Source organism: Amycolatopsis sp. SID8362, from assembly GCF_010550475.1.
GTDB lineage: Bacteria > Actinomycetota > Actinomycetes > Mycobacteriales > Pseudonocardiaceae > Amycolatopsis > Amycolatopsis eburnea.
Genome location: NZ_JAAGNB010001509.1, coordinates 1 through 24,206 on the forward strand (window position 1 = coordinate 1; position 24,206 = coordinate 24,206).

20 protein-coding genes and 1 pseudogene are annotated in these 24,206 nt (G+C 71.1%); 16 read left to right on the forward strand and 5 right to left on the reverse strand.

Going from position 1 to position 24,206, the window contains the following annotated elements; translation table 11 throughout:
* The 7 genes and pseudogenes from G3I65_RS45960 to G3I65_RS45990 form a co-directional block, all read left to right on the forward strand.
* Window positions 1–383, forward strand: a pseudogene (locus G3I65_RS45960) (RICIN domain-containing protein); the annotation flags it as partial.
* A gap of 16 nt (window positions 384–399) precedes the next feature.
* On the forward strand, window positions 400–1,476 hold the full coding sequence (locus tag G3I65_RS45965) for a ricin-type beta-trefoil lectin domain protein (protein WP_160701680.1): 1,077 nt from the start codon (window positions 400–402) through the stop codon (window positions 1,474–1,476).
* 11 nt (window positions 1,477–1,487) lie between these two features.
* Window positions 1,488–2,051, forward strand: a complete 564-nt coding sequence (locus G3I65_RS45970) for a DJ-1/PfpI family protein (protein WP_160701681.1) — start codon at window positions 1,488–1,490, stop codon at window positions 2,049–2,051.
* A complete protein-coding gene (locus G3I65_RS45975; protein WP_160701682.1) occupies window positions 2,048–3,382 on the forward strand; it encodes an ABC transporter substrate-binding protein in 1,335 nt (444 codons plus the stop codon). The genes G3I65_RS45970 and G3I65_RS45975 overlap by 4 nt, the downstream gene beginning before the upstream one ends.
* The gene (locus G3I65_RS45980; protein WP_203612693.1) at window positions 3,379–4,242 is read left to right on the forward strand and encodes a carbohydrate ABC transporter permease; all 864 of its coding nucleotides are present in this window, start codon (window positions 3,379–3,381) and stop codon (window positions 4,240–4,242) included. Before G3I65_RS45975 ends, G3I65_RS45980 begins: the two co-directional genes overlap by 4 nt.
* Complete coding sequence (locus G3I65_RS45985) at window positions 4,232–5,107, forward strand: carbohydrate ABC transporter permease (RefSeq protein WP_160701683.1); 876 nt, start codon at window positions 4,232–4,234, stop codon at window positions 5,105–5,107. The genes G3I65_RS45980 and G3I65_RS45985 overlap by 11 nt, the downstream gene beginning before the upstream one ends.
* Window positions 5,108–5,112: 5 nt before the next feature.
* Window positions 5,113–7,005 (forward strand): hypothetical protein, encoded by a 1,893-nt coding sequence (locus G3I65_RS45990; RefSeq protein ID WP_160701684.1) that lies wholly within the window; start codon window positions 5,113–5,115, stop codon window positions 7,003–7,005.
* Window positions 7,006–7,011: 6 nt separating this feature from the next.
* On the opposite strand, the gene G3I65_RS45995 is transcribed toward G3I65_RS45990, so the two are convergent.
* From G3I65_RS45995 to G3I65_RS46005, 3 genes are all read right to left on the reverse strand, one after another.
* Complete coding sequence (locus G3I65_RS45995; protein ID WP_160701704.1) at window positions 7,012–7,272, reverse strand: MerR family DNA-binding transcriptional regulator; 261 nt, start codon at window positions 7,270–7,272, stop codon at window positions 7,012–7,014.
* Between the two features lie 169 nt (window positions 7,273–7,441).
* On the reverse strand, window positions 7,442–9,271 hold the full coding sequence (locus tag G3I65_RS46000; protein ID WP_160701685.1) for an RICIN domain-containing protein: 1,830 nt from the start codon (window positions 9,269–9,271) through the stop codon (window positions 7,442–7,444).
* A gap of 301 nt (window positions 9,272–9,572) precedes the next feature.
* The gene (locus G3I65_RS46005) at window positions 9,573–10,610 is read right to left on the reverse strand and encodes a LacI family DNA-binding transcriptional regulator (RefSeq protein WP_309236019.1); all 1,038 of its coding nucleotides are present in this window, start codon (window positions 10,608–10,610) and stop codon (window positions 9,573–9,575) included.
* A gap of 145 nt (window positions 10,611–10,755) precedes the next feature.
* Here G3I65_RS46005 and G3I65_RS46010 point away from each other — a divergent pair, with 145 nt between their 5' ends.
* The 4 genes from G3I65_RS46010 to G3I65_RS46025 are packed head-to-tail and all read left to right on the forward strand — an operon-like array spanning window position 10,756 to window position 15,442.
* Window positions 10,756–11,988, forward strand: a complete 1,233-nt coding sequence (locus G3I65_RS46010) for an extracellular solute-binding protein (RefSeq protein WP_160701687.1) — start codon at window positions 10,756–10,758, stop codon at window positions 11,986–11,988.
* 7 nt (window positions 11,989–11,995) lie between these two features.
* The gene (locus tag G3I65_RS46015) at window positions 11,996–12,898 is read left to right on the forward strand and encodes a carbohydrate ABC transporter permease (RefSeq protein WP_160701688.1); all 903 of its coding nucleotides are present in this window, start codon (window positions 11,996–11,998) and stop codon (window positions 12,896–12,898) included.
* 47 nt (window positions 12,899–12,945) lie between these two features.
* A complete protein-coding gene (locus G3I65_RS46020) occupies window positions 12,946–13,707 on the forward strand; it encodes a carbohydrate ABC transporter permease (protein ID WP_160701705.1) in 762 nt (253 codons plus the stop codon).
* A gap of 13 nt (window positions 13,708–13,720) precedes the next feature.
* Complete coding sequence (locus G3I65_RS46025; protein WP_160701689.1) at window positions 13,721–15,442, forward strand: amylo-alpha-1,6-glucosidase; 1,722 nt, start codon at window positions 13,721–13,723, stop codon at window positions 15,440–15,442.
* Here G3I65_RS46025 and G3I65_RS46030 read toward each other — a convergent pair.
* Window positions 15,424–16,581 carry a mandelate racemase/muconate lactonizing enzyme family protein gene (locus G3I65_RS46030; RefSeq protein WP_160701690.1) on the reverse strand — a complete coding sequence of 386 codons (1,158 nt, stop codon included), beginning with the start codon at window positions 16,579–16,581 and terminating at the stop codon, window positions 15,424–15,426. The two genes, G3I65_RS46025 and G3I65_RS46030, sit on opposite strands and share 19 nt — an antisense overlap.
* A 74-nt stretch (window positions 16,582–16,655) precedes the next feature.
* Between G3I65_RS46030 and G3I65_RS46035 the strand changes: the two genes are divergently transcribed.
* From G3I65_RS46035 to G3I65_RS46055, 5 genes are read left to right on the forward strand one after another with little or no spacing between them, the layout of a single operon-like run.
* Entirely contained in the window at window positions 16,656–17,402 is a 747-nt protein-coding gene (locus G3I65_RS46035; RefSeq protein WP_166641427.1) for a FadR/GntR family transcriptional regulator, read from the forward strand.
* Window positions 17,403–17,450: 48 nt separating this feature from the next.
* On the forward strand, window positions 17,451–18,599 hold the full coding sequence (locus G3I65_RS46040; RefSeq protein ID WP_160701691.1) for a Gfo/Idh/MocA family protein: 1,149 nt from the start codon (window positions 17,451–17,453) through the stop codon (window positions 18,597–18,599).
* 45 nt (window positions 18,600–18,644) lie between these two features.
* Window positions 18,645–20,069: an ABC transporter substrate-binding protein gene (locus G3I65_RS46045; protein ID WP_160701692.1), complete on the forward strand. Its 1,425-nt coding sequence runs from the start codon at window positions 18,645–18,647 to the stop codon at window positions 20,067–20,069.
* A complete protein-coding gene (locus G3I65_RS46050) occupies window positions 20,066–22,075 on the forward strand; it encodes an ABC transporter permease subunit (RefSeq protein WP_160701693.1) in 2,010 nt (669 codons plus the stop codon). The genes G3I65_RS46045 and G3I65_RS46050 overlap by 4 nt, the downstream gene beginning before the upstream one ends.
* Window positions 22,072–23,325, forward strand: a complete 1,254-nt coding sequence (locus tag G3I65_RS46055; RefSeq protein ID WP_160701694.1) for a mandelate racemase/muconate lactonizing enzyme family protein — start codon at window positions 22,072–22,074, stop codon at window positions 23,323–23,325. Before G3I65_RS46050 ends, G3I65_RS46055 begins: the two co-directional genes overlap by 4 nt.
* On the opposite strand, the gene G3I65_RS46060 is transcribed toward G3I65_RS46055, so the two are convergent.
* Window positions 23,322–24,062, reverse strand: coding sequence for a ribonuclease activity regulator RraA (locus G3I65_RS46060; RefSeq protein ID WP_160701695.1), 741 nt, complete (start codon window positions 24,060–24,062; stop codon window positions 23,322–23,324). The genes G3I65_RS46055 and G3I65_RS46060 overlap by 4 nt on opposite strands.
* Window positions 24,063–24,206 lie beyond the last annotated feature (144 nt).

The window sequence follows — 24,206 nt, forward strand, 5'->3', positions numbered from 1 at the left end:
GTGCGCGCGGCCGGGTCGGGCCGGTGCCTGGACGTGAGCGGCGCGAGCACCACCCCCGGCGCGCAGGTGCAGATCTGGGACTGCCACGGCGGCGCCAACCAGTCCTGGACCCGGACCAGCGCGGGTGAGCTGACCGTCTACAGCGGCGACAGCACCCGGTGCCTGGACGCCTCCGCCAGGGCACCACCCCGGGCACCAAGGTCGTCAGCTGGACCTGCAACGGCGGCGCCAACCAGCGCTGGCAGGTCACCTCGGCCGGCACGGTCGTCGGTGTCCAATCAGGACTGTGCCTGGACGTCACCGGCGGCGGGACCGCCAACGGCACCGCCGTCCGGCTCTGGACGTGCACCGGGCAAGCCAACCAGCAGTGGACCTTCGGCTGACCGATCGAGGAGAACCATGAGAATCCGGCTCATCGCGGCCGCGCTGTTCCTGGGCGCCCTGCTCCCGGCCACCCCCGCGGCCGCCGACTCCAACGGCGGCGTCCGGGTCATGCCGCTCGGCGACTCCATCACCGAAGGCACCCAAGTCCCCGGCGGGTACCGGATCGGGCTGTGGCAGCGCCTGAGCGCGGGCGGCTACCAGGTCGACTTCACCGGCTCGCAGTACAACGGCCCGGCCGCCCTCGGCGACCACGACCACGAGGGCCACCCGGGCTGGCGCATCGACCAGATCGACGCGAACGTCGTCACCTGGCTGCGCAACACCGGCTCGCACACGGTCCTGCTGCACATCGGCACCAACGACATCCTGCAGAACTACGACGTCGGCCGCGCGCCGGCCCGGCTGTCCGGCCTGATCGACCACATCACCGCGACCGCACCGGACGCCGAGGTCTTCGTCGCCACGATCATCCCGCTCGCCAACTCGGGGCAGGAGTCCGCGGCCCGCACCTTCAACGCCGCGATCCCCGGCATCGTGGCGAACAACCAGAACGCCGGCAAGCACGTGCACCTGGTGGACATGCACTCGGCGCTGACCACCGGCGACCTGACCGACGGCATCCACCCCACGGCCACCGGCTACGACAAGATGGCCGCCGCCTGGTTCGGCGCGCTGAAGTCGGTACCCGGGAGCATCGGCAACCCCGGGACCTCCGCGGCGCGGCAGATCGTCGGCGCGCAGTCGGGCCGGTGCGTGGACGCCGCGAGCGCGGCCAACGGGACCCAGGTCCGGCTCCAGGACTGCGGCGGCCAGGCCGGCCAGGCGTGGACCCCCGTCGGCCAGACGCTGACCGTGGGCGGGACGAAGTGCCTCGACGCGTCCGGCCACGGGACCACGAACGGCACCCCGGTGATCGTCTGGGACTGCCACGGGCAGACCAACCAGCAGTGGACGGTCACCGCGAACGGCACGATCACCGGGGTCCAGTCGGGCCTCTGCCTCGACGCGTACGGGCAGGGCACCGCCAACGGCACCCAGCTGGTCCTCTGGACCTGCAGCGGGCAGGCGAACCAGCGCTGGACGCTGCGCTAGGAGGGAACGACATGGCCCGAGTGCTGGTCCTCACCGGCGACGCCGCCGAGGAGCTCGACTCGATGTACCCGATCTTCCGCCTGCGCGAAGGCGGCCACGAGGCGGTCGTGGCCGCGCCCACGACGCGCCCGGTGCACCTGGTGGTCCACGACTTCGAACCCGGGTGGGACGCCTACACCGAGAAACCGGGGCACCTGCTCCCGGTCGACCTGGCGTTCGCCGACGTGGACCCGGCCGATTTCGACGCGCTCGTGATCCCTGGCGGGCGCGCCCCGGAGTACCTGCGGGCCGACCCCGAGGTGGCCCGGATCGTCCCGCCCTTCTTCGCGCGCGACCTCCCGGTCGGCACCATCTGCCACGGCGCCCAGGTCCCGGCGGCGCTGGGCCTCCTCTGCGGCCGCACCACCGCCGCCTTCCCGCCCCTGAAGCCGGACGTCGAGCAGGCGGGCGCCACGTTCGCCGACGCGCCCGACGTCGTCGACGGCGCGCTGGTGTCCTGCCGCGGCTGGCCCGACCTGCCCGAGTGGTCCCGCGCTTTCCTCCGTGTCCTCGAGAAGGCGAGCCAAGGTTCATGACGACCTCAGCCCCACGCACCAGCAAGCCGGTCCGGCGCGTGCTCGGCGCCGCGGCCGTCCTCGTCGCGGTCACGGCGTGCGGGCCAGGCGGGAACAGCGCCCAGAACGAGTTCCAGCCGGTGCCGCAGACCGGCGGTCCGCTCACCGTCTGGGTCGACTCGACGCGACTGCCCGCCGCGCAGCTGTACCAGAAGCAGCATCCGGCGGTGAAGCTGAACATCGTCACCTACGACGGCGACGCCAACGGCTCGAACTACCTGCAGACCAAGGTGAGCCTGTTCAACCGCACCCGCAGCGGCTGGCCGGACGTCGTGTTCAGCACCCAGAACAACGAGACCTCCTGGGCGGTGCAAGCCGGCTTCACCGCGCCGCTGAACAAGGGGCAGATCCCGGCCGCCACGCTGAGCGGGTGGGCTCCCGGCGCCAACGACCCGTGCACGGTGGACGGGACGCTCTACTGCCTGCGCAACGACCTCGCCCAGACCGTGCTCTGGTACAACGCTTCCCTGCTGCGGCAGTGGAACTACCAGGTGCCCAAGACCTGGGAGGAGTACCAGGCGCTCGGTCAGCGCGTCGCCGCCGAGCACCCCGGTTACCTCGTCGGCACGGCCGGGGACAGCTTCACCCCGGAGATCTACCTGTGGGCCGGCAAGTGCGGCGCCAACGAGATCACCGGCCCGAAGACGGTCAAGGTCGACACCACCAGCCCGGCCTGCACCCGGATGGCGGCACTCATCGACACGCTGGTCCGGAACCGGACGATGGCCACCAGCAGCGTGTTCAGCTCGGACTTCGACAAGAACTCCGGCGACAAGATCCTCATGCTGCCCGGGCCGTCCTGGTTCGGCGGCTCGATCTTCCAGGAGTCGTTGAAGACGCCCAAGGGCCAGATCGCCGTCGCGCCGATGCCCCAGTGGGCCGGGGAAACGGCGCCGTCGGTCGGCAACGTCGGCGGCGGCACCTGGCTGCTGTCCGCCCACAGCGCCAACCTCAAGGACGCCACCGACTTCCTCACCTGGGTGACGACCGCGCCCGACTACCAGGGCCAGGTCGCGCCGGGCTACCCCGCCCACACGGGCGCGGCGAAGTCCTGGCTGGCGAAGCAAGCCGCCAGCGGGTACTACGCCGGCGACATCACCGGGCCGTTGCGGACGGCCGCCGCGCAGGTGTGGCCGGGCTGGGGCTACGGCCAGTTCAGCCAGGAGGCGATCTGGGCCGCGACCGTCACGCCCGGCCAGACGGCGGGCAAGACCCTCGTTTCCCTCCTCCCCGACTGGCAGCAGGCGATCACCGACCACGCGCGCGCCGCCGGGTACGAGGTCGGCCGTTGAACACGGCCAACCGGGCCGGGCACCTCTTCGTCGCCGCGTACGTCGTCCTGCTGATCGCGTTCGGGATCGTGCCCACGGGGTACGCGGTGTACTTCGCGTTCACCGACGGGAATAACCGCTTCGCCGGCTTGACGAACTTCGCCGCGGCGGCCGAGGACTTCCGGTACCTGCCCGCGATCGGGCACGTGGCGCTCTACCTGGTGTGCTGGCTGGTGTCGCTGGTGGTGCTCGTCGTCGGGCTGGCCCTGCTGCTGCACCGCCTGAGCTCCCGGGCGGCGGGTACCGCCCTGCGCTTCCTTTACTACCTCCCCGGGGCGCTGGCCGGCGCGGCGAGCGTCCTGGTCTGGCTGTTCATGCTGGACCCGTCGGTCAGCCCGGTGAGCTTCCTGCTGCGGGCGGCCGGGTTCGACACCTTCGGCCAGGTCGTCGCGCCCGGGCACCTGCCGGTGCTGTTCACCGTGATCGCGTTCTGGACCGGGGCGGGCGGCTGGATCGTCGTGATGTACGGCGCGCTGAACACTATCTCCCCCGACCTGCTGGAAGCGGCGCGGATCGACGGCGCGGGCGCGTGGCAGACCGCGTGGCGCGTGCAGATACCGCTGCTGCGCAAGTGGATCGTCTACCTGCTGATCCTCGCGTTCGCCGGTGGCACCCAGCTGTTCGTCGAACCGCAGCTGCTCTCCCAGGCGAGTGTCGGCGTCGCCGGCCGCGACTACTCGCTCAACCAGCTGTCCTACGACTTCGCGTTCCAGTACGACCACGTGAACACGGCCGCAGCCGTCTCGGTCGAGCTGCTGGTGGTCAGCGTGGTCGTCGCCGGCGTGTTCGTCGCCCGATCGGGGTTCTTCGATGCCGGCTAGCCCCCGCCGGAAGCTGCCGAACCCGCTGCCGGGGCTGGTGCTCGCGCTGTTCGTGCTCTTCTTCGTGCTGCCGGTGCTGTGGCTGGTGCTGGCCGCCACCAAGACCGACGACCAGCTCGTGCACGGCAACCCGCTGTCGTTCGGCTCGTGGGACGCGCTCGGGGACAACTGGACCGCGCTGACCTCCTTCGGGGACAACGCGATCCTCCGATGGCTGGGCAACTCCGCGACGTACTCGTTCCTCGCGCTCGCGATCACGCTGTGCGTGGCGATCCCCGCCGGCTACGCCCTCGCGATGACCGAGTTCCGCGGCAGGCGCACGCTGCTCGTCGCGACGCTGGTGGTCATGCTGATGCCGAACGCGACGCTGGTGGTGCCGCTGTTCCTCGAGGCGAACGCCGTGCACCTGATCGGGTCGATGTGGTCGATCATCCTGCCGTATGCGTTCTACCCGTTCGGGGTGTACCTGACCTACATCTACTTCAGCACCGCGCTGCCCCGCGACCTGATCGACGCGGCGAAGCTCGACGGCTGCTCGCAGTTCGGCGTGTTCCGGCGCATCGCCCTGCCCCTGGCCGCCCCGGTGGCGGCCCTCGTCGGGTTCTTCAGCTTCGTCGCCAACTGGACCAACTACTTCCTGCCGTACGTCCTGCTCCCGGAAAGCGACCAGTTCCCCGTCCAGGTCGGCCTGGGCACCCTGCTCGACGCCGTGCCCCAGTTCAACCCGACCGCCGGCACCGCGGCGGTCCACCGGCCGGAACTCGCGCTGGCCACCCTGCTCGCGATCACCCCGGTGCTCGTCGTCTTCCTGTTCTCCCAACGTTTCCTGGTAGCCGGGATGCTCGCCGGCGCGACCAAGGAGTGACCGCGATGGTTCCCGTCATCACCGCTTCGGTGCCCCTGCTCGAACCGCCCGGCTGGGCGCTCGCCGAGCGCGGGCTGTTCGACCTGCTCGACCAGGCCTGGCGCCGGTTTGCCCGCACCTTCACCGGGCCGGACGGGCGGTTGCGCTACACCGGCGAGCTCAGCACGCGCGACGGCGTGGACGACTTCTACGAGACGTTCTTCAACTGGCCGCAGCTCTACCTGCTCGGCGGCGCCGGCGACCTCCTCGCCGAATCCGAGCGCCACTGGGAGGGCGTCACCCGGCAGCTGACCGAGCTCGGCATGCTGCACGACGAGTACGAACGCGGCTACGACTGGTTCCACCAGGGGGAAAGCCTGCTGCTGCTGTACTTCCTGTGCATGGCCGCGCCGGAGCGGTGGCGGGACCGGGCGGTGCGGTTCGCCGAGCTGTACGTCGATCCGGCGCACGGCGTCTACGACCCCGCGCACCGCATCATCCGGCGTCCCCACAACGGCAGCGACCCGGCGCGCGAAGGGCTCTTCGACGGTGATTCCTACCCGTGGCTGCCCCACGAGGCCCGGACGTACGGCTTCCCCCTGGAGTGGCTGGCGCCGGCGGACTCCGCGCTGGGCGAGCAGATGCGCCGGCGGATGGGGACCGGCGACACGGCGGTCAACCTGGCGGCGTCCGGGCTCGTCCTCAACGCCCTGCTGCTGACCGGCGACCCGCGCTACCGCGACTGGCTCGCCGAGTACGTGGGCGCCTGGCGCGAACGCGCGGCGGCCAACGGCGGCGTGCTGCCCGACAACGTCGCTCCCGACGGGACCGTGGGCGGGCTGCTGGAGGGCCGCTGGTACGGCGGGCACTACGGCTGGTCGTGGCCGCACGGCTGGTACAGCGTCGGGCACGCCGCCGTCGTCGGCGCACTGTCGGCCGCGCTCGCGACGGGCGACGACACATTCGCCGACCTGGTGCGCCCGGCACTGGACGAGATCATCTCCCACGGCAAGGTCATGACGTTCACCGAAGCGGACTCCAGTCTCGGGTCGAAGTGGTCGGTCCAGCTTCGCGAGGACGTCCACACGCCCACGCTGCACGTGCCGTTCCGCCACGACGACCGCGGGTGGTTCGACTACAACCCGATGCTGATGGGCGTCCCGGTCGCGCTGTGGCACCACTCGGCGTCGGCCGCCGACCGGGACCGCCTCGACCGGCTGCGCGCCGCGAGCGGCTACGACTGGCGCACCGTGCGGCCCTTCCGCAGCAAGGAAGAGGCCGGCCACGAAGAGCCCTGGCTCGCCTACCTCGCCGGCGACGACCCCGGCTACCCGGAACGGATCCTGGCCGCCGCCCAGGCCCAGGCGCGCCACCGGCTGGCCCGCGTCGAGCGCTACCGTGGCCGGGACGTCTCGGAAGCCGACATCCACCTGTGGCAGCAGTCCAACCCGGTGGTCACCGAGGCGCTGGTCCAGCTCACCTGGGGTGCGCCGCAGGTCGTCTACAACGGCGGCCTCCAGCAGGCCCGCGTGCGCTACCACGACGCGCAGGCACAACGGCCTGGCCTGCCGCCGTCGGTGGCGGCCCTGGTTTCCGGCATCGCCCCGGAGGCGACCGTGCTCGACCTGGTCAACCTCGACCCGCAGGCAGCGCGGTCGCTGGTGGTGCAGGCCGGCGCGTTCGCCGAGCACCACATCCGGACCGCGGAGTACAGCGTGTGCGACGACCCTTCGTGGATCGGCGACCTCTACGACTACGGGCACGTCGAGCCGGCCGTGACGTCGGCGTCGATCGACGTCGGGGGTCCGTGGCTGCGCGTCGAGCTGCCCCCGTCGACCCGCGTCCGCCTGACGCTGACGCTGGCCCTGCGTGCGCGTCCGCCGTCCTACGCCAGTCCGTTCGACGAGCAGCCCGGGTGACGGGGTTCAGCCGCCGGCTTCCAGTTCGGTGTTGCGGCGCTGGGCTTCGCGGAGCTGGTCTTCGAGGGAGATGATGCGGCAGGCGGCGCGGTGCCCGCCGGCGGAGCGTTGCGGCGTGATCAGCCCGGCCTCGCCGAGGCTGCGCAGGAAACCCTGCGTGGTGCCGGGCAGGTCCGCGGCCCGGCCCATGGTGTAGGCGGGGTAGTCCTCGTCGTCGAACCTGTCGGCCGGGCCGGGCCTGGCCGGTTCTTCCTGGTCAGGGAGCAAATCCACCTCACATCATGAAGGACCCCGGGTGCCGTCGACGGCACCCGCGACCGGCCGACAGCCGGTTTGCGCGGGGATCGCTGACTCGTGACCGAGCACCACCTCCGAACTCGATGGCACTGCGGCACCCGCGCGGCGCTACCCAGCGACAAGCCGAAGGGGGTCGCGCTCACGCCGGGCCGATCCCCCACAGGCGCCACGTCTGGTTCAGCGGGCTGCCCTGGGTGACCGCCCGGCACGTCCACTGGATCAGCTGCGCGCGCACGGCCGTGGACGCCTGGTTGACGTCGACGCACTTGCCGCTGTGCCGGGCGACCAGCTGGTAGTCATGGGCGTCGTTGCCGCTGTAAGTCACCTTGCGCAAGGTGAACTGCTGATTCGCCGCGCCGGCACCGCAACTCCCCTGCTGGATCGCCGCCCCGTCGGCGGTCGAAGCGCCCGCCACCTCGAGGCACTTGCCCGACTGCTGGTTGACGACGGTGAACGCGCCACCGGCCGGGCGGAAGTTCCACAGCTGCTGGTCGCCGCCCTCGCAGGGGTACTGCTGCTGCCGGTTGCCGTCGGCGGTGCTCAGGTCCGTGTTGTCCAGGCACTGCTGGGAATGCTGGGCGACGGCGACCGACTGGAACCCGCCGTCCGACGGCGGGAGCAGCGTGATGGTGTACGTGTCGTCGGCGTTCGTGTGCGGGACGGTCACGGTCACGGCGTTGCCGGACAGGGTCAGCACGGAGTTCTGGACGGTGACCGGGCCGGCGACCGCGCCGCCGCCGTTGTACGGGATCCGCTGGACGAGCACCCGGACCTGGTTGTTCTCGACGATTCCCGTGGTGGCGTCCAGGCGCCGCAGCGCGACCGCGACGTTCCCGGTGGTGCCGCCGCCTCCGACCAGCACCTTCGCCGACCCGCTCGCCGCCGTGGCGAACGCGTCGTACGACCCGCTCGGTGTCGTGGCGGCGATCCGGCCGGTCTGCGAGCCGTAGAACCGGTAGACCCACCACTCCCCCTTGGGCTGGTGCTGCCCTGCCGCATCGTGGACGAGCAGGTTGCCGAGGTCGTTGTGGAGGTTCCCGCCACTCGCCCAGTTGGCGCGCAGCCCGTCGGCGCCGGCCCGTTCGAGCCGGGCGATGTACCACGAGCCGTCGCCCGGGTTCTGCTCGTTCGACGCGCCGTATTCGTTGATCTGGTACGGCCGCGGGTGCGGGATGCCGCGTGCGTCGAGGGAAGCGTTGGCGGCGGCGACGTTCGCCACCGGGTCACCCGGCAGGGAGTGCCAGCTCACGATGTCCGGGACGACGTTCGAGGACCGGACGAAGTCCAGGTACTGCGTCCACCAGCCCGCCGAGGTCGACGGGACGCCGGCGAGGCTCGGGCCGACGATCGGCTGCGCCGGGAACGCCGCCCGGATCCGCTGGTACGCGCGCTGCCACATGGCGAAGTACTGGCTCTGCGGCCGGTTCCAGAAGAGCGTGATGTTGGGCTCGTTCCAGAGGTCCCACTCGACGGGGGCGCCGGTGGCCCGGACGTCGCCGATCAGCCGCGTGAGGAAGTTGTCGTAGTCGGTCCAGTCGCCGTTGTCGCCGGGGAACCGGGAGATCGGGTAACCGTCCGCGCCCCACAGGTCGTGCACCAGCAGGACGAACTTGCCGCCGAGCGCGCGCGTGCGCAGCAACTGGGCGCGGGTGGCGTTCCAGCGGCGGTCGTACTTGCCCGAGACCCAGCCGCCCGGACTGTCCAGCTGCGCACCGCCGGCGCGCATGGCCTGGAACTTCACGTCCCGGTAGAAGTGGTCGGCCGGGGCCGCGGCGGTTTCGGTCATGCCGTAGATCCAGCCGGACGCCCGGTAGGACGGCGCGGCGCCACCGGCGGAGAAGTCGACGGCGATCGATTCGTCGGCGGCCCGGGCCGGCTCCGCGAGAGCCACGGCGGACGCGCCGGTGAGTGCGGCGGTGAGCAGGAAGGCGGCTAAGCCACGGCGGGCGCGCTCGCGCGAGATGTCCACGTGCGACTCCTTCGGGCACGGAGAACGAGGTCAGGTGCGACGTCGAACCGGTTCGACCAAGGAATAAAGCTACGCCGTCAGGGATTCGCCAACAAGAGACCAAATGGCGTCGAACCGGTTCACTTCGGCGGGCGGCGGGCGGCGGGCGCCGGTGCTGGACCGCAGCATCACCGCCGACTGAAGCAAGGAGTGCCGCGGCTCGGCCGACCGCTCCGCCCGATTCCGCAGCCGGTTCACTTGCGCAGCCGCTTCACTTCCGTAGCGACTTCACTTTCGCAGCCGGTTCACATCCGCAGCCGGTTCACTTCCGCAGGCGACGGGCGCCGGTGCTGGACCGCAGCGTCACCCCCGGCCGCAGCAGGGCGTGCCGCGGCTCGGCCGACCGGTCGCAGATCTGCTCCAGCAGCAGATCCACGGCCAGCCGGGCCATCTCCCCCGCGGGGACGTCCGCCGCGGTCAGCGGGGGGTGGAAGTCCTCGGCCAGCCGGTCGGCCAGCACCCCGGTGAGCGAGAAGTCGCGCGGGACGTCCAGGCCGGCGTGGTCCAGGGCGCGCTGGATCCCGGGCAGGGCGGCTTCGTTGATCGTCACCGCGGCGGTCACCTCGGGCCACCGGGCCCGGATCCGCTCGAAGCACTCCAGCCCGGCGGCCGGTTCGTCCGCGCAGCACACGGTGTGCCCGGTGATCCCGCACTCCCCGGCCGCGCTGAGGAACCCGGCCGTGGCGCGCACCGCCGGGCCGTAGCCCGCGGCGACCAGGTATTCGGAGCGGTTGATCAGCACGACGTGCTCGTGGCCGAGGTCCGCGAGGTGGCGCACGCAGCGCCCGATCAGCGTCGCGTAGTCGACGTCGACCCACCACGACGCGCCCGGGTGCTCGACGTGCCCGATCGCCACGAACGGCAGCCCGGCGCCGGTCAGCCGCTCGACCCGGGCGTCCTCGAGCAGGATCTCCATGAGGATCACGCCGTCGACCCGGCGCCCGGTCACGATGCGCTCGAACGACCGGTCGTGGTCACCACCGCTGGGCGAGAGCAGCACGTCGTGGTCGTGCGCCGCGGCCGCCTCGACGACGCTCGCCACGAAGCCCAGCTGGGCGTCGGTCAGGCGCGCGCTCGCCGGCGGGATCACCAGGCCGAGGGTCCGGGTCTTCCCCTCGGCCAGCGCCCGCGCGCTGGCGTTGGGCCGGTAGCCCAGCTCGGCGATGACGTCGTTGATCCGCCGCACCGTCCGCGCCGACACCGGCCGCTTGCCGCTCAGCGCGTAGGACACCGTGCTGCGGGACACCCCGGCCCGCTTGGCGATCTCGCCGATGTTCATGTCCGCTTCCCGTCCCCGGATCCGTCGGCGGCAACCGGTTCGACCATCTTGCCATCTCCGAAGACTGCCCCTTGCGTGCGACCCGCACCTCGGTCTACGTTGACCCGGCTCCCATCATCGAACCGGTTCGATAACTGTCGTCGCCGCAGCCGCCAGGAGGACCTCCATGCCCCACCACCCGCGCACACGTCCGCTCCCGGCCGCGCTGGCGGCGGTCGCCCTCGCCGCGACGGTGGCGGCCTGCTCGTCGGCTCCGGACACCGGCGGCACCGGGACGTTCTCGATCTGGGACCCCTATCCCCAGTTCACGGCCGGCTCCGCGTGGGCGAAGGTGATCGACGAGTGCGCCGCCGGAGCCGGGGTGAAGATCCAGCGCCAGGCCTACGACACGACCGACCTCACCGGCAAGGTGCTGCTCGCCGCGCGGCAGCGCACCGCGCCGAACGTGCTCGTGCTGGACAACCCGGTCGTGTCCACCATGGTCGAAGCGGGCGTGCTCAAGGCGAACGACGAGGTCGGGCTGGACGCTTTGCCCGCCGCGCCGAACCTGGTGGCCGCCGGCACCGTGCAGGGCCGGACGTACGGCGTCCCGCTGGGCGCCAACACCCTCGCGCTGTACTACAACAAGGACGTCCTGGCCGCCGCGGGCGTCGACCCCGCCTCCGTCAAGGACTGGGCGTCGCTCGAAACGGCGCTGGGCAAGGTGAAGGCGGCCGGGAAGAAGGGCATCACGTTCTCCGCGATCGGCACCGAGGAAGGCAGCTTCCAGTTCCTGCCGTGGTTCTGGGGCTCGGGGGCGTCGCTGACCGACCTGTCCGCGCCCCCGGCCGTCGCGGCACTGACCCAGTGGAAGTCCTGGCTCGACCGCGGCTATGCCCCCAACTCGGTCATCAACAACACCCAGACGACCAGCTGGCAGGAGTTCGCCACCGGCCAGTACGCCTTCGCCGAGAACGGCACCTGGCAGCTGGAGAACGCGAAGAAGGCCGGCTTCGCGTACGGCGTCCTCCCGATCCCGGGCCGGACGGGTGGCACCGCGCCCGCGCCGACCGGCGGGGAGTTCGTCACCGTCCCCGCCCAGGACGACCCGAACACCGAGCGCACGGCCGGCCGGATCGCGGCCTGCCTCACCGCCCCGGACAAGGTGCTGACCTCGGACACGGCGCTGACCTACGTCTCGGCGGTGCCGTCGGTGCAGCAGCAGCAAGTCGCCCAGAAGCCGGAGCTGGCGGTGTGGGTCGACGCGGTGAAGAACGCCAAGGGCCGGACCGGGGACAACCTCGGCACGCGGTACCCCCGCATCTCGCAGCCGCTGTGGAACGCGGTCCAGGCCGCCCTCACCGGTTCGAAGTCGCCGGACGCGGCACTCAAGGACGCCCAGACCGCGGCGGCGAAGTAGCCACGCAGTGCCACTCGACAAGCGGCGACTCGACAAGAAGCGGCTCGCCGGCTGGGCGTTCCTCGTCCCGCTGGTGGCCTACCTGCTCGGCTGCTACGGCTATCCGCTGTACACCACCATCGACCTGAGCCTGCGCGACTACACCGTCCGGACCTTCGTGCGCGGCGGGGCGCCCTTCACCGGGTTCGCCAACTACGCCACCGTGTTCGCCGACCCGCGGTTCACGACCGCCCTCGTGAACACGCTCGTCTTCACCACCGCGTCCCTGGTCTTCCAGTACGCGATCGGCCTGGCGATGGCGGTGTTCTTCACCCGCCGCTTCCGGTTGTCGGCGACGCTGCGGGCGCTGTTCCTGGTGCCGTGGCTGCTGCCGCTGATCGTGTCGGGGTCGACGTGGGCCTGGCTGCTCAACAGCGAGTCGGGCTTGGTCAACGCCGTCCTCCACGGCCTCGGGATCGCCCGGGTGGACTGGCTGACCTCGCCGTCGTGGTCGCTGGTGTCGGTCACCGTCGCCAACATCTGGATCGGCATCCCGTTCAACCTCGTCGTGCTCCACAGTGGACTGCGCAACATCCCCGCCGAGGTGCACGAAGCGTCCGCTTTGGACGGAGCGACCCGCTGGCAGACGTTCCGCCACGTCACGTTCCCCGTCCTGCGGCCGGTCTCGGCGATCACCCTGCTGCTCGGCCTGGTCTACACGCTGAAGGTGTTCGACATCATCTGGATCATGACCAGGGGCGGCCCCAGCGGCTCGTCCAGCACGCTCGCCACCTGGTCCTACGAACTGGGGTTCGGCTCCATGCTGCCGGAGTTCGGGCCCGGCGCGGCCGTCGGCAACGTGCTCATCCTGCTCGCGTTCGCGGCCGGGCTGGTCTACGTCCGCCTGCAGCGGCACCAGGAATCCGCGTGAAGCGCCCGGCGTGGCTGACCGCGATCGGCGTCCTGCTCACCGCGGCGATGCTCTTCCCGGTCTACTGGATGGTCGCCGTCTCGCTCACCCCGCCCGGCGAGCTGCGGAAGTCGCCGCCGGACCTGTTCCCGGCCTCCCCCACCTTCGCGGGCTACGAGCGCGTCCTGCGGGAACAGCTGCCCTACTTCGGGACCAGCCTGCTCGTCGCGCTGGGCACCGTCGCGCTCACCCTGGTCATCGCCGCCCCGGCGGCGTACGCGCTGGCGAAGCTCCGGCCGCCGGGCCGGCGCGTGCTCGGCTTCGTGCTGCTGGTGGCGCAGATGATCCCGGGCATCATCATGGCGCTGGGCTTCTACGGCAGCTACGTCAAGCTCGGCATCACCGACACCGTGGGCGGCCTGATCGTCGCCGACTCCACCATCGCGGTGCCGTTCGCCGTGCTGATCCTCGCCTCCTTCATGGCTTCCGTGCCCGACGAGCTGGTGCAGGCGGCCCGCATCGACGGCGCGGGACACTGGCGGACGTTCCGGTCGATCGTGCTGCCCGCCAGCCGCAACGGCGTCGTCACCGCGGCGCTGTTCTCGTTCCTGTGGGCCTGGTCGGACTTCGTGTTCGCCGCGACGCTCGACGCCGGCGGCCGGCTGCGCCCGCTCACCCTGGGGATCTACCACTACATCGGCAACAACAACCAGGAGTGGAACGCGATCATGGCCACCGCCGTGGTCGCGTCCGTTCCCGCCACCGTGCTGCTCGTGCTCGCCCAGCGCTACGTCGCGGCCGGGGTCACGGCCGGCGCCGTCAAGGACTGAAGGGACGCACCCTGTGACCGCCGAGTTCTCCGTCGGGGAGATCCCGTTCAGCCGCGCCGGGTCCTGGCTCGGCCTGTCCCCCGTCCTCAGCGCGACGCGGCGCGCCGACGACGTGCACGTGGTGTCGCACCGGCACGGCCTGCACCCCGTCCTGACCCTCGTCCCCGAACGCGACGGCCGCCGCGCCGCCACCGACGTCTCGGCCGATCCCGCCGTGCTCACGTGGACCGCTCCCGGCGGCCGGATCACCGCGGCGTTCGCGGACGCCACGACGCTCCGGATCGCCGGCACCGGCCTGGGCCTGAGCATCGTCGCCGCGGAGCCGGCCCTCACGCCGTTCACCGGCCCGTACTTCTTCGCCGACCCGTCCGGGGCGGCCGTGTTCACCTTCTACGAGACGGGAAACCGCCTCCGGCTGACCCTCCTGTCCGGCCAGTGGACGTACAGCGGCGAACAGGAACTCGGCACCGCGCGGCGCGGTGTCACCGTGGGCGCCGACGGCGGCCCGTGGGAGATCGCGCTGGAGGAGATCACCACCGGCGCGGCGCCGTACGTGTCCACTGTGGACTTCTCGGGGGCCGCCGCCTCGGCGCGCGACGACTTCACCGCCTTCGCCGACGCCGTCGCCCCGTGGCGGGACGGCTCCACCCCCGCGGCCGAACTCGCCTGCTACGTGCTCTGGTCCGCCACCGTCGCGCCCGCCGGGTTCCTCGCCCGCCCTGCCGTGCTGATGTCCAAGCACTGGATGAACAAGGTGTGGAGCTGGGACCACTGCTTCACCGCGCTGGCGCTGGCTCCCGGGGCGCCGGAACTGGCGTGGAACCAGTACCAGCTGCCCTTCGACCACCAGGACGGCCACGGCGCGCTGCCGGACTCGGTCACCCACGCCGAGGTGCTCCGGAACTTCGTCAAGCCGCCGATCCACGGCTGGGCGCTCAACCACCTGCGCCACCGGCTCCCCGGCGGGCTGCCCGAACCCGGCCAGGCCTACCGGCAGCTCGCGGCCTGGACGTCGTTCTGGCTCGACCACCGCCGCGCCCCCGGGCAGCGGCTGCCGTACTACGAACACGGCAACGACAGCGGCTGGGACAACGCCACGGTGTTCGCCGGCGAACGCCTCGTCGTCTCCGCGGACCTCGCGGCCTTCCTGGTCCTGCAGCTGAAGGAACTCGCCGTGCTGGCCCCGGCCGCCGGGGACACCGCCACGGACTGGGACCGCCGCGCCGACACCTTGCTGACCGCGTTGCTCGCCGAACTCTGGGACGGCTCGGCCTTCCGCAGCCGCACCGTGCGCACCGGAACGTCCCAGAGCGGCTCGAGCCTGCTCGACCTCATGCCGATCGTGCTCGGCGAGCACCTGCCTCGCGACGTGTTCGAGCGGTTGTGCGCCCGCGTCGCCGAGCACCTCACGCCGGTCGGGCTCGCCACGGAACTCCCCTCCTCACCGCACTACGAACCCGACGGCTACTGGCGCGGACCGGTCTGGGCCCCGGTCACGGTCCTCGTCGAAGACGGCCTCCGCCGCGGGGGCGCCACCGACCTCGCCGACGAAGTGAGCGGCCGGTTCCGGCGGACCTGCGAGGAACACGGCTTCGCCGAGAACTTCGACGCGCTCACCGGAGCGGGCCTGCGCGACCGCGCGTACACCTGGACCGCCGGCGCGTACCTCCTGCTCAGCGAAGCGGCCCAGCACCGGAGCGCCGAGCGGGGGCTCCGCTACTCGAACACCCCGTAGCCCTCGACGGCGTGCGCCCGCACGCCGTCCATGTCGAGCTCCACCCCGATCCCCGGGGTGTCGGGAAGCGTGATGTAGCCGTCCTTCACGATCGAGCCGCTCCCGTCGGGGGCGTGGACGTAGCTGTCCCACACCGCGCGCTCTTCGAGGGCGTGCCATTCCTGGACGAGGAAGTTGGGGATCGCCGCGCACTGGTGCGCCGTGGCCATCGTGCCGAGCGGCGTGGACACCAGGTGCGGGGCGAACGGGATGTAGTGCAGCTCCGCGAGGTTGGCGATCTTCTTGGCCTCGGCGAGGCCGCCGCACTTCGGCACGTCCGGCTCGATGACGTCCACGGCGCCGCGTTCGAGCAGCTCGCGGAAACCCCAGCGCAGGTAAAGGTTTTCTCCCGCGCAGATCGGCGTCCGGGTCTGTTCGCGCACCCGCACCAGCGCGTCGACGTTCTCCGCCGGCAGCGGCTCCTCGAGCCACATCAGGTGGAACGGCTCCAGCTCCCACGCGATCCGGCACGCGCTCGGCACGTCGTAGCGCGCGTGCAGGTCGATGGCCAGGTCGACGTCCGGTCCGATCGCCTCCCGGACGGCCGCCACGCGCTGGACCATCGAGCGCAGCTCGGCGGCGTTGATCGTGTGGTTGAAATCGTCGAACTTGGCCGGGTGGCGCAGGTCGTCGATGTCGAACTTGAGGGCGGTGAAGCCTTCCGCGACCATCCGCTGGGCCCGGTCGACGCACCCGGCGACCGAGCCCGCCGGGTCGTCGCCGTCGCCGCAGTCGGCGTAGAGGCGGATCCGGTCGCGGAACTTCCCGCCGAGCAGCCGGTGCACCGGCTGGCCCGCGGCCTTGCCCGCCAGGTCCCAGAGCGCGAGCTCGATCCCGGACAGGGCGATCACGAACACGCCGCTCTGCGCGCCCGCGAAAACCTTGCTGCGGCGCAGTTTTTCCCAGCACCGCTCGACGTTGCGCGGGTCTTCGCCGACCAGCAGGGGCGTGAGGGAGTTGATCATCCCGACGACGGCGCCCGCCCCGGCGTCGGGATTGGCCTCGCCGAACCCGCTGAGGCCCTCGTCGGTGTCGATCCGCACCAGGGTGGCCTGACCGTGGTAGGCCACCACCGCCGTCGTCACGTTCACGATCCGCATTGCTCTCCCGCCGCCGGGTAGTGCCGGAAAAAACGGACTGTCGCGAAGTCGAACTTGTCCTATAAGCTGATGACATGCCAAGGAGACAAGAGTCTCCGGACGCTGTCAAGGTCCGGACCCTTCCGGTGCAGGTGGCGGCCCACCTGACCCGGCGGATCGTCCGCGGCGGAATCGAGGACGGCCGGGCGCCGTCGGAACTCGAGATCACCCAGGAGTTCGGGGTTTCCCGCGTCGTGGCGCGGGAGACGCTCAAGATCCTCGCCTCGCTCGACATCGTGGACGTCGCCCAGGGCCGCCGGGTCGTCGTGCGCCCCCGCGCGGAGTGGGACTACCTGAGCCCGTTGCTGATCGAGTGGCTGCCCGCGGAGATCGTCGACGAGCTGCTGCAGGAACTGCACCAGATGCGCGCGCTGCTCGAGCCCGAACTCGCCGCGATGGCGGCGGCCAGCATCTCCGACGAGACGCTGGCCCGGCTCGGCGACGAGATCGGCCGCATGGCGGCGCTCGAGGCGGAGCCCGAGGCCTACCTCGAGGTCGACCACGAATTCCACATGGAGATCTGCCGGGCGGCAGGCAACCGCATCCTCGACCGGATCATGTACTCCGCCCGCTGGCTCGGCACGGCCAGCCGGCGCGCCACCAACGAAGCACCGGCCGGGCTGCACCGCGCCACCGCCCAGCACGCGAAGATCTACGAGGCGCTCGTGGCGCGCGACCCGGCAGCGGCCCGCGCGGCGATGCGCGAGCACCTGAGCAACAACTTTTCCACGCTCCTCGCGGAGAAGGGGCAGCGAAGCAAGCGGGCCGCCAAGCGGCGTTGACACTCGGCACGACCTGGTTCCGGAACCGATGACGAGGACGGACGAGGCATGGCAGCACCGGCGATCCCGCCGATCCGGCTGGGGCTGATCGGCACCGGTCTCGCGGTCGAGAAGCTGCACTGGCCGGCGTTGCGCGGGCTCGCCGACCGGTTCACGGTCACCGCTTTCACCGACTCATCGGCGGAACAGCGCAGCCGGTTCGCCGCCTACAGCGGGGCCGACCCCGCCCGCTCCGTCGCCGACAGAGCCGCGTTGCTGGCCCGCGACGACGTGGACGCGGTGCTGATCGCGGTCCCGATCCCGCACCTGTACGAGGTGGCGTGCGAAGCGCTCGCGGCAGGCAAGGACGTGCTCTGCGAGAAGCCGGCCGGCGCCGACGCGGCGCAGGGCGCGGCCTTCCTCGCGCTGGCGGCCCGGTACCCGGAGCGCACGTTCATGGTGGGCGAGAACTACTTCTACCGCGACGACCTGCGGTACGCCCGCACGTTGCTCGACGACGGCGCGATCGGCCGCCCGCACCTGATGGCGTGGCGGCACACCGACTGGGTGGTGCCCCGCGAAGGCGGGTTCACCGGCACGCCGTGGCGGCACCGGCCGGCGTACCGCGGCGGCGTGCACCTCGACTTCGGCGTGCACCACATCGCCCAGATCCGGTTGCTCTGCGGCGACATCGCGCGGGTGCACGGCGCCGTGCAGGCCGCCAACAGCACGATCGACGCACCGTCGGACCTCGCGCTCAACCTCGTCTTCACCGGAGGTGCCATCGGCAACTACACCGCGTCCTTCCCCGAGATCCCGGTCCCACCCGAACCGAACGAGATGCGGTTGTACGGCACCGAGGGCGTCCTCGTGCTCGCCGGGTCCGAGGCAGAGCGCCGCGTGACGCGCAGCGGCAGGGACGCCAGCACCCGCACGACGGTCTTCCGCGGGATCGACAACGGCTACCGCGCGGAGCTCGTCGACTTCGCCGACGCCGTGCAGTTCGGCGTGCCGCCGGTCGGCAGCGTCGCGCAGAGCGTGGCCAACGCGATGGTCGTCCAGCGGGCGCTCGACTCCGCGGAACGGGCGGCGGTCCTGACCCTCGACCCCGTGCCCGGCGCGGGCCCGGTCCCGCTGTGGCGGCCCCGCGGCTCGGCCGGGCTGTTCGACGGGCTGCCAGGACAACGCACCAGCAGTTCGGCGTCCTTCGCCGCGTGAACGACCCAGCACGCGTCCGCCCGATCGGACGCGAAAGGAGTGGTCATGGCAGAGAAAACGGAGTGGTCGCGACGAACTTTCCTCGGGGTGAGCGCGCTGGGGGCGCTCGGTCTCGCCGGGTGCGGGAGCGGCTCCGCGCCTGCCCCGCAGGTCGACGTCCAGGTGCCCAAGGCGCTGCTCGACCAGGCGGCCCCGCTCCGCGGCGGGTCGGTGGGGATGCTCTCGCAGAAGCTGTACTCGGAAGCCGCCAACAAGGCGCTCGACAAGTCGCTGCAGGTGTTCGCGCAGACGACCGGGACCACCGTCCACAACGACCTGGTCTCCGGTGACGCCGGCGACATGGTCGCGAAGATGAACGCCGAGGTGAAGGCGGGCACCAACCGCGACCTGGCCTTCATGAGCGACCGCCGGTTCGTCGGCCAGCTCCACAACCTCGGTGCCCTCACCGACGTCACCGACGTGGTCAACGAGATGAAAGCGCTTTACGGGGAGCCCGCGACGGCGTCGACCAAGTTCTGCGTGTTCGACGGGCGCTGGTTCGCGATCCCCTACCACTTCATCGCGTCCGGGATGTACCTGCGCAAGGACTGGTACCAGGAGAAGGGGCTTCCGCTCAAGCCGTACTACACGTGGGAAGAGCTGCGCGACAACGCCTTGGCGGTTTCCGACCCGGGGAAGCGGCGCTTCGGCTGGGGGCTCACGGTGAACCGCTCCGGCGACGCCAACGGCTTCATCCAGAACGTCATCAACACCTACGGCGGGGCCATCGCGGACAACACCGGCACGAAGGTCGTGTTCAACTCGCCGGAAACCGTCGAAGCCGTCACGTTCATCGGCGACATCTACACGAACCCGAAGTACCAGCCGATGCTGCCGCCCGGGATCGGCAGCTGGACCGACTCGAGCAACAACGAAAACTGGCTGGCCGGGATCCTGGGACTCACGCTCAACCAGTACAGCGTCTACGCCGACTCGAAGACCAAGAAGAACCCGGTCTACGGCAACACGCACCCGTTCAACGGCGCCACCGGGCCGGCGATCGACCGGCCGCTCGCGTACGGCGAGTCCAACTCGTTCGTCGTGTTCAAGGGGGCGAAGAACCCCGAACTCGCCAAGCTGGTGGCGAAGTTCATGGTCGGCGGGAGCGCGCTGCTCGGCGTCGCGAAGGAAGCGCCGTGCCTGGTCAACCCGTCGTGGGACAAGGTGTGGGACTCCGACCCGTACTACACCGGCGGTGACCCGGCCTTCGCCGCGCTGCGGGAGCAGACCCGCGCGCCACTGCCGATGACGACCAGGACCGGCTACGCGTTCCCCCAGGCCCCGAGCCCGGGCGAGCAGGCCGCCCTCGCCGCCTACCTGCTCACCGACATGATGCAGTCGGTCATTCAGGGCACCCGGCCGGCCGACGCCGTCGCCGCGACCCACGGCCGGATCGTCCAGATCTTCGAGCAGCAGGGCTATCGGCAGTGACGATCCTCCGTCCGCGCTCGGCGCCGGTCCGCCCGGCGCCACGAGCGTCGTCCTCGCTCACCGCGACCCAGCGGCGGCTCGGGCGCGACTGGCGCCTCGCCGCGGTGTTCATCGGGCCGACGCTGGTGCTCGTCGCCGGGCTGATCCTGGTCCCGATCGTCAGCTCGGTCTTCACCAGCGTCACCGAACGCCACGGCGCGGACACGGTTTTCGTCGGCCTGGACAACTACACCGCCCTGGTCGGCGACGGCCTGTTCCACCACGGCGTGCTCAACTCGTTCGTCTTCACCGCGTACGCCGAGATCTTCAAGGTGACCTTCGGCCTCATCGCGGCGCTGATGCTGCACCACATGCGCCGCGGCAAGGCGCTCGTCGCCGGGGTGATCCTGCTGCCGTGGGTGATCCCGACGGTCGTCACGGCCTTCACCTGGCGGTCGCTGCTCGACCCGATCTTCGGCAGCGTCAACGTCCTGCTCACCGACTCCGGGATCGGCCCGGGCCTCGCCGCGATCGGGCTCGTCGACAAGTGGCCCGCCGAGTGGCTGTCCGACCCGGCGCTCGCGATGCCGGCGGTGATCCTGGTCAACGTCTGGAAGGGCATCCCGTTCTTCACGGTGACGTTCCTCGCCGGGCTCAAGGCCATCGACAGCGGCCTCCACGAGGCGGCGATGGTCGACGGCGCCTCGCCGTGGCAACGCTTCGTGCACATCACGCTGCCCGGGCTGCGTCCGGTCATGATCGTGACCGTGCTGCTGTCGTCGATCTGGACGTTCAACAACTTCGACCTGATCTGGCTGATGACCCAGGGCGGCCCCGGCGACGCCACCGCGCCGTACGTGATGGTGGCGTACTCGAAAGCCATCCAGCAGCTGCAGCTGGGCGCGGGCGCCGCGGTCACGCTGGTGATGCTGCCGATCATCGCGATCCTCGTCGTCATCCTGGTACGGCTGATGCGCCGCAGCGACCAGCCCGGCGCGGCGGACCTGGGGCGACGGCGGCTGACGCCCGGTCAGCGCCGGGCGCTGCCGTGGGTGCTCGTCGTGGCCGCGGTGCTCGTGCTGGCCTGGGCGTCGCCGCACATCGTCTGGAAGGCCGCGCTCGTGCTGGGCGTGTTCGTGGTGCTCGCAGCCGCGGTCGGCCGGGTCGTCTCGGCGTTCGCCGCGCGGGGCAACCGCCTGGCCGCGCGCCTGGTCGGCGGCGGCAGCAGCGGGATCGCGCTCGTGGGCCTGCTGGGCTTCGTGCTCGCCCCGCTCTACTGGATGACGATCACGGCCTTCAAGTCCGACGACCAGATCGTGGCGCGCACCGACGACCTGTGGCCGACGCCGTGGACCACCGAGCAGTTCACCAACCTGTTCACCGGCCGGGCGTTCGGCACGTGGTACGTCAACACGATCCTGGTGTCGGTGGCGTCCACCGTGATCGCCCTCGTCTGCGCGGCGCTGGCCGGCTATGCGCTGGCCCGGCTGAAGTTCCGGGGTTCGGAGAGCTTCACGGTGACGATCCTGCTCACCTACGTGATGCCGGGCGCCCTGCTGTTCATCCCGCTGTACCAGCTGATGAGCGGGATCGGGCTCAACGACTCGCTGTGGTCGCTCGTGCTCGCCTACCCGACGTTCACCCTGCCGTTCGCGACGTGGCTGCTCGTCGGGTACTTCAAGTCGATCCCGGCCGACCTCGAGGAGGCCGCGCTGGTCGACGGCTGCACGCGGTTCGGCGCGTTCCTGCGGATCGTGCTGCCGCTGGCCAAGCCGGGCCTGCTCGCGGTCGCGCTGTTCACCCTCACCAACGCGTGGAACGAATTCCTCTTCGCCTTCGTGTTCATCACCAAGGACGACTACAAGACGCTGCCCGTCGGCATGCAGTCGATGATCTTCGGCGACGTCGTGCCACAGGGGCAGCTGGCCGCGGCCTCGCTGCTGATCAGCATCCCCGTCGTGCTGATGTACGGCTTCGGGCAACGGTTCCTGACCGAAGGCCTCACCGCGGGAGCCGTGAAGGGATGATCACGGAGGAGCACGTCGCCACGGCGTCCCGGCCGACCGGCCTGCGCATCACCGATCTGCGCGTGGCGAACCTGACCGGGGTGCCGTTCCGCTCGTCGATCGTCCGGATCGACACCAACCAGGGGCTGTCCGGCTACGGCGAGGTGCGCGACCAGGCCAGCGCCACCTACGCGCTCGTGCTCAAGAGCAGGCTCGTCGGCGAAAACCCCTGCAACGTCGACAAGATCTTCCGCAAGATCAAGCAGTTCGGGCACCACGGACGCCAGGGCGGCGGGGTCTCCGGCGTCGAGATGGCGCTGATGGACCTGGCGGGCAAGGCGTACGGCGTGCCCGCCTACGCGCTCATCGGCGGCCGGTTCCGGGACGAGGTCCGGTGCTACGCGGACACGCCGTCGCTGCCGGACCCGCACGAGATGGGCGCCCGGCTGCTGGAGCGCAAGCGGCGCGGGTTCACGATGCTGAAGATGGACGTGGGCGTCGACCTGCTGTGGGACGTCCCGGGCGCGCTGATCGCGCCGCCGGGTGCCCGCGCGGACGACACGACGATGCACCCCTTCACCGGCATCCAGGTCACCGCCCGCGGCGTCGAGCACCTGGTGTCCTATGTGGACATCGTCCGGTCGGTCGTCGGCTACGACGTCGCGCTCGCCGCCGACCACTTCGGCCACATCGCACTGGACTCGTGCATCCGGATCGGCCGCGCGCTGGAACCGTTCACCCTGGCGTGGATCGAAGACCTGCTCCCGTGGCAGCTGACCGACCAGTGGCGGCAGCTCACCACGTCGGTCGCGGTGCCGACGTGCACCGGCGAGGACATCTACCTGCTGGACGGCTTCCGGCCGCTGCTGGACGCCGGCGCCATCCGCGTCGTGCACCCCGACCCGGCGACGTCGGGCGGCATCGCGGAGACCAAGCGGCTCGGCGACTACGCGCAGGAGCGCGGGATCGCGATGGCGCTGCACCTGGCGGCGTCGCCGATCGCGACGATGGCGTGCGTGCACCTGGCCGCCGCCACGGAGAACTTCCTGGCCCTCGAACACCACGCGGCCGACGTGGAGTTCTGGAGCGACCTCGTCACCGGCCCGCTGATCCGGGACGGCCACATCGCGGTGCCGGACACACCGGGCCTGGGTTTCGGCGACCTCAACGAGGACCTGCTGCGCCGCCACCTCGACCCGCGCGATCCGGTGTTCTTCGCCGAAACGACGCACTGGGACGCCGAATCGAGCCACGACCGGCTGTGGAGCTAGGCGCGGTCCTGTTCGGCGCGCCACCGTTCGTACTCGGGCCGGGCCTCGTCCGAGAGCGGGTAGTACCGCCGCAGGTCGCCGCCTTCGGACAGCCGGATCCGGGAGAACTCCTCCCATTCCGCGTGTTCCTGGGCGTGGGCCACCAGCGCGGGCGCGAGCTTGACCGGCACGACGACGGCCCCGTCGTCGTCGGCGACGACGATGTCCCCCGGCTCGACGAGCGTGCCCCCGCAGGCCACCGGCACGTTGACGGCGGCCGGGACGATGCCGGTCTGCGCGTGGAAGTTCGGGGTGGCGCCCCGGATCCACAGGCCGAGGCCGAGCTGCTTGGCCTCGGCGGTGTCGCGCAGGCAGCCGTCGACGACCACGCCGACGCCACCGCGCCCCTTGAAGTAGGTCAGCATCATCTCGCCGAACACTCCGCTTTCCATGTCCCCGCGCGCGTCGACGACGATCATGTCGCCGGGCTGGGCGTGGTACATGACATGGCGGTGCAGTTGCTTTTCCGGTTCTTCGTACTCGTCTACGGGGTAAAGGTCTTCGCGCTTCGGCAGGAACTGCAGCGTCAGCGCCGGACCGGCCACGCGCAGGCCGGGCGTCACCGAAACCGGACCACGGATGAAAGCGCTGCGAATCCCCATGCGGCTCAGCTCGCCGCTGGCCGTCGCGCTGCCGATGGCCGCGAGGGCCACGCTGAGCTCGGCGGGCGGGCGGACGATGTCGTGCGTCTCGACCAAGTCGGTAGCTCCCTCGGATCCGCGGTTCGCTGAGCCTCACTTCGAGAGTAGCCCGCCGAACCCGCTTCCGCGACGCTTTCCGGCGTCCCGCAACGACATGCCCCCGGCAAAGTCGGGCAGCACGGCCGATCCACCCGTCCGCGA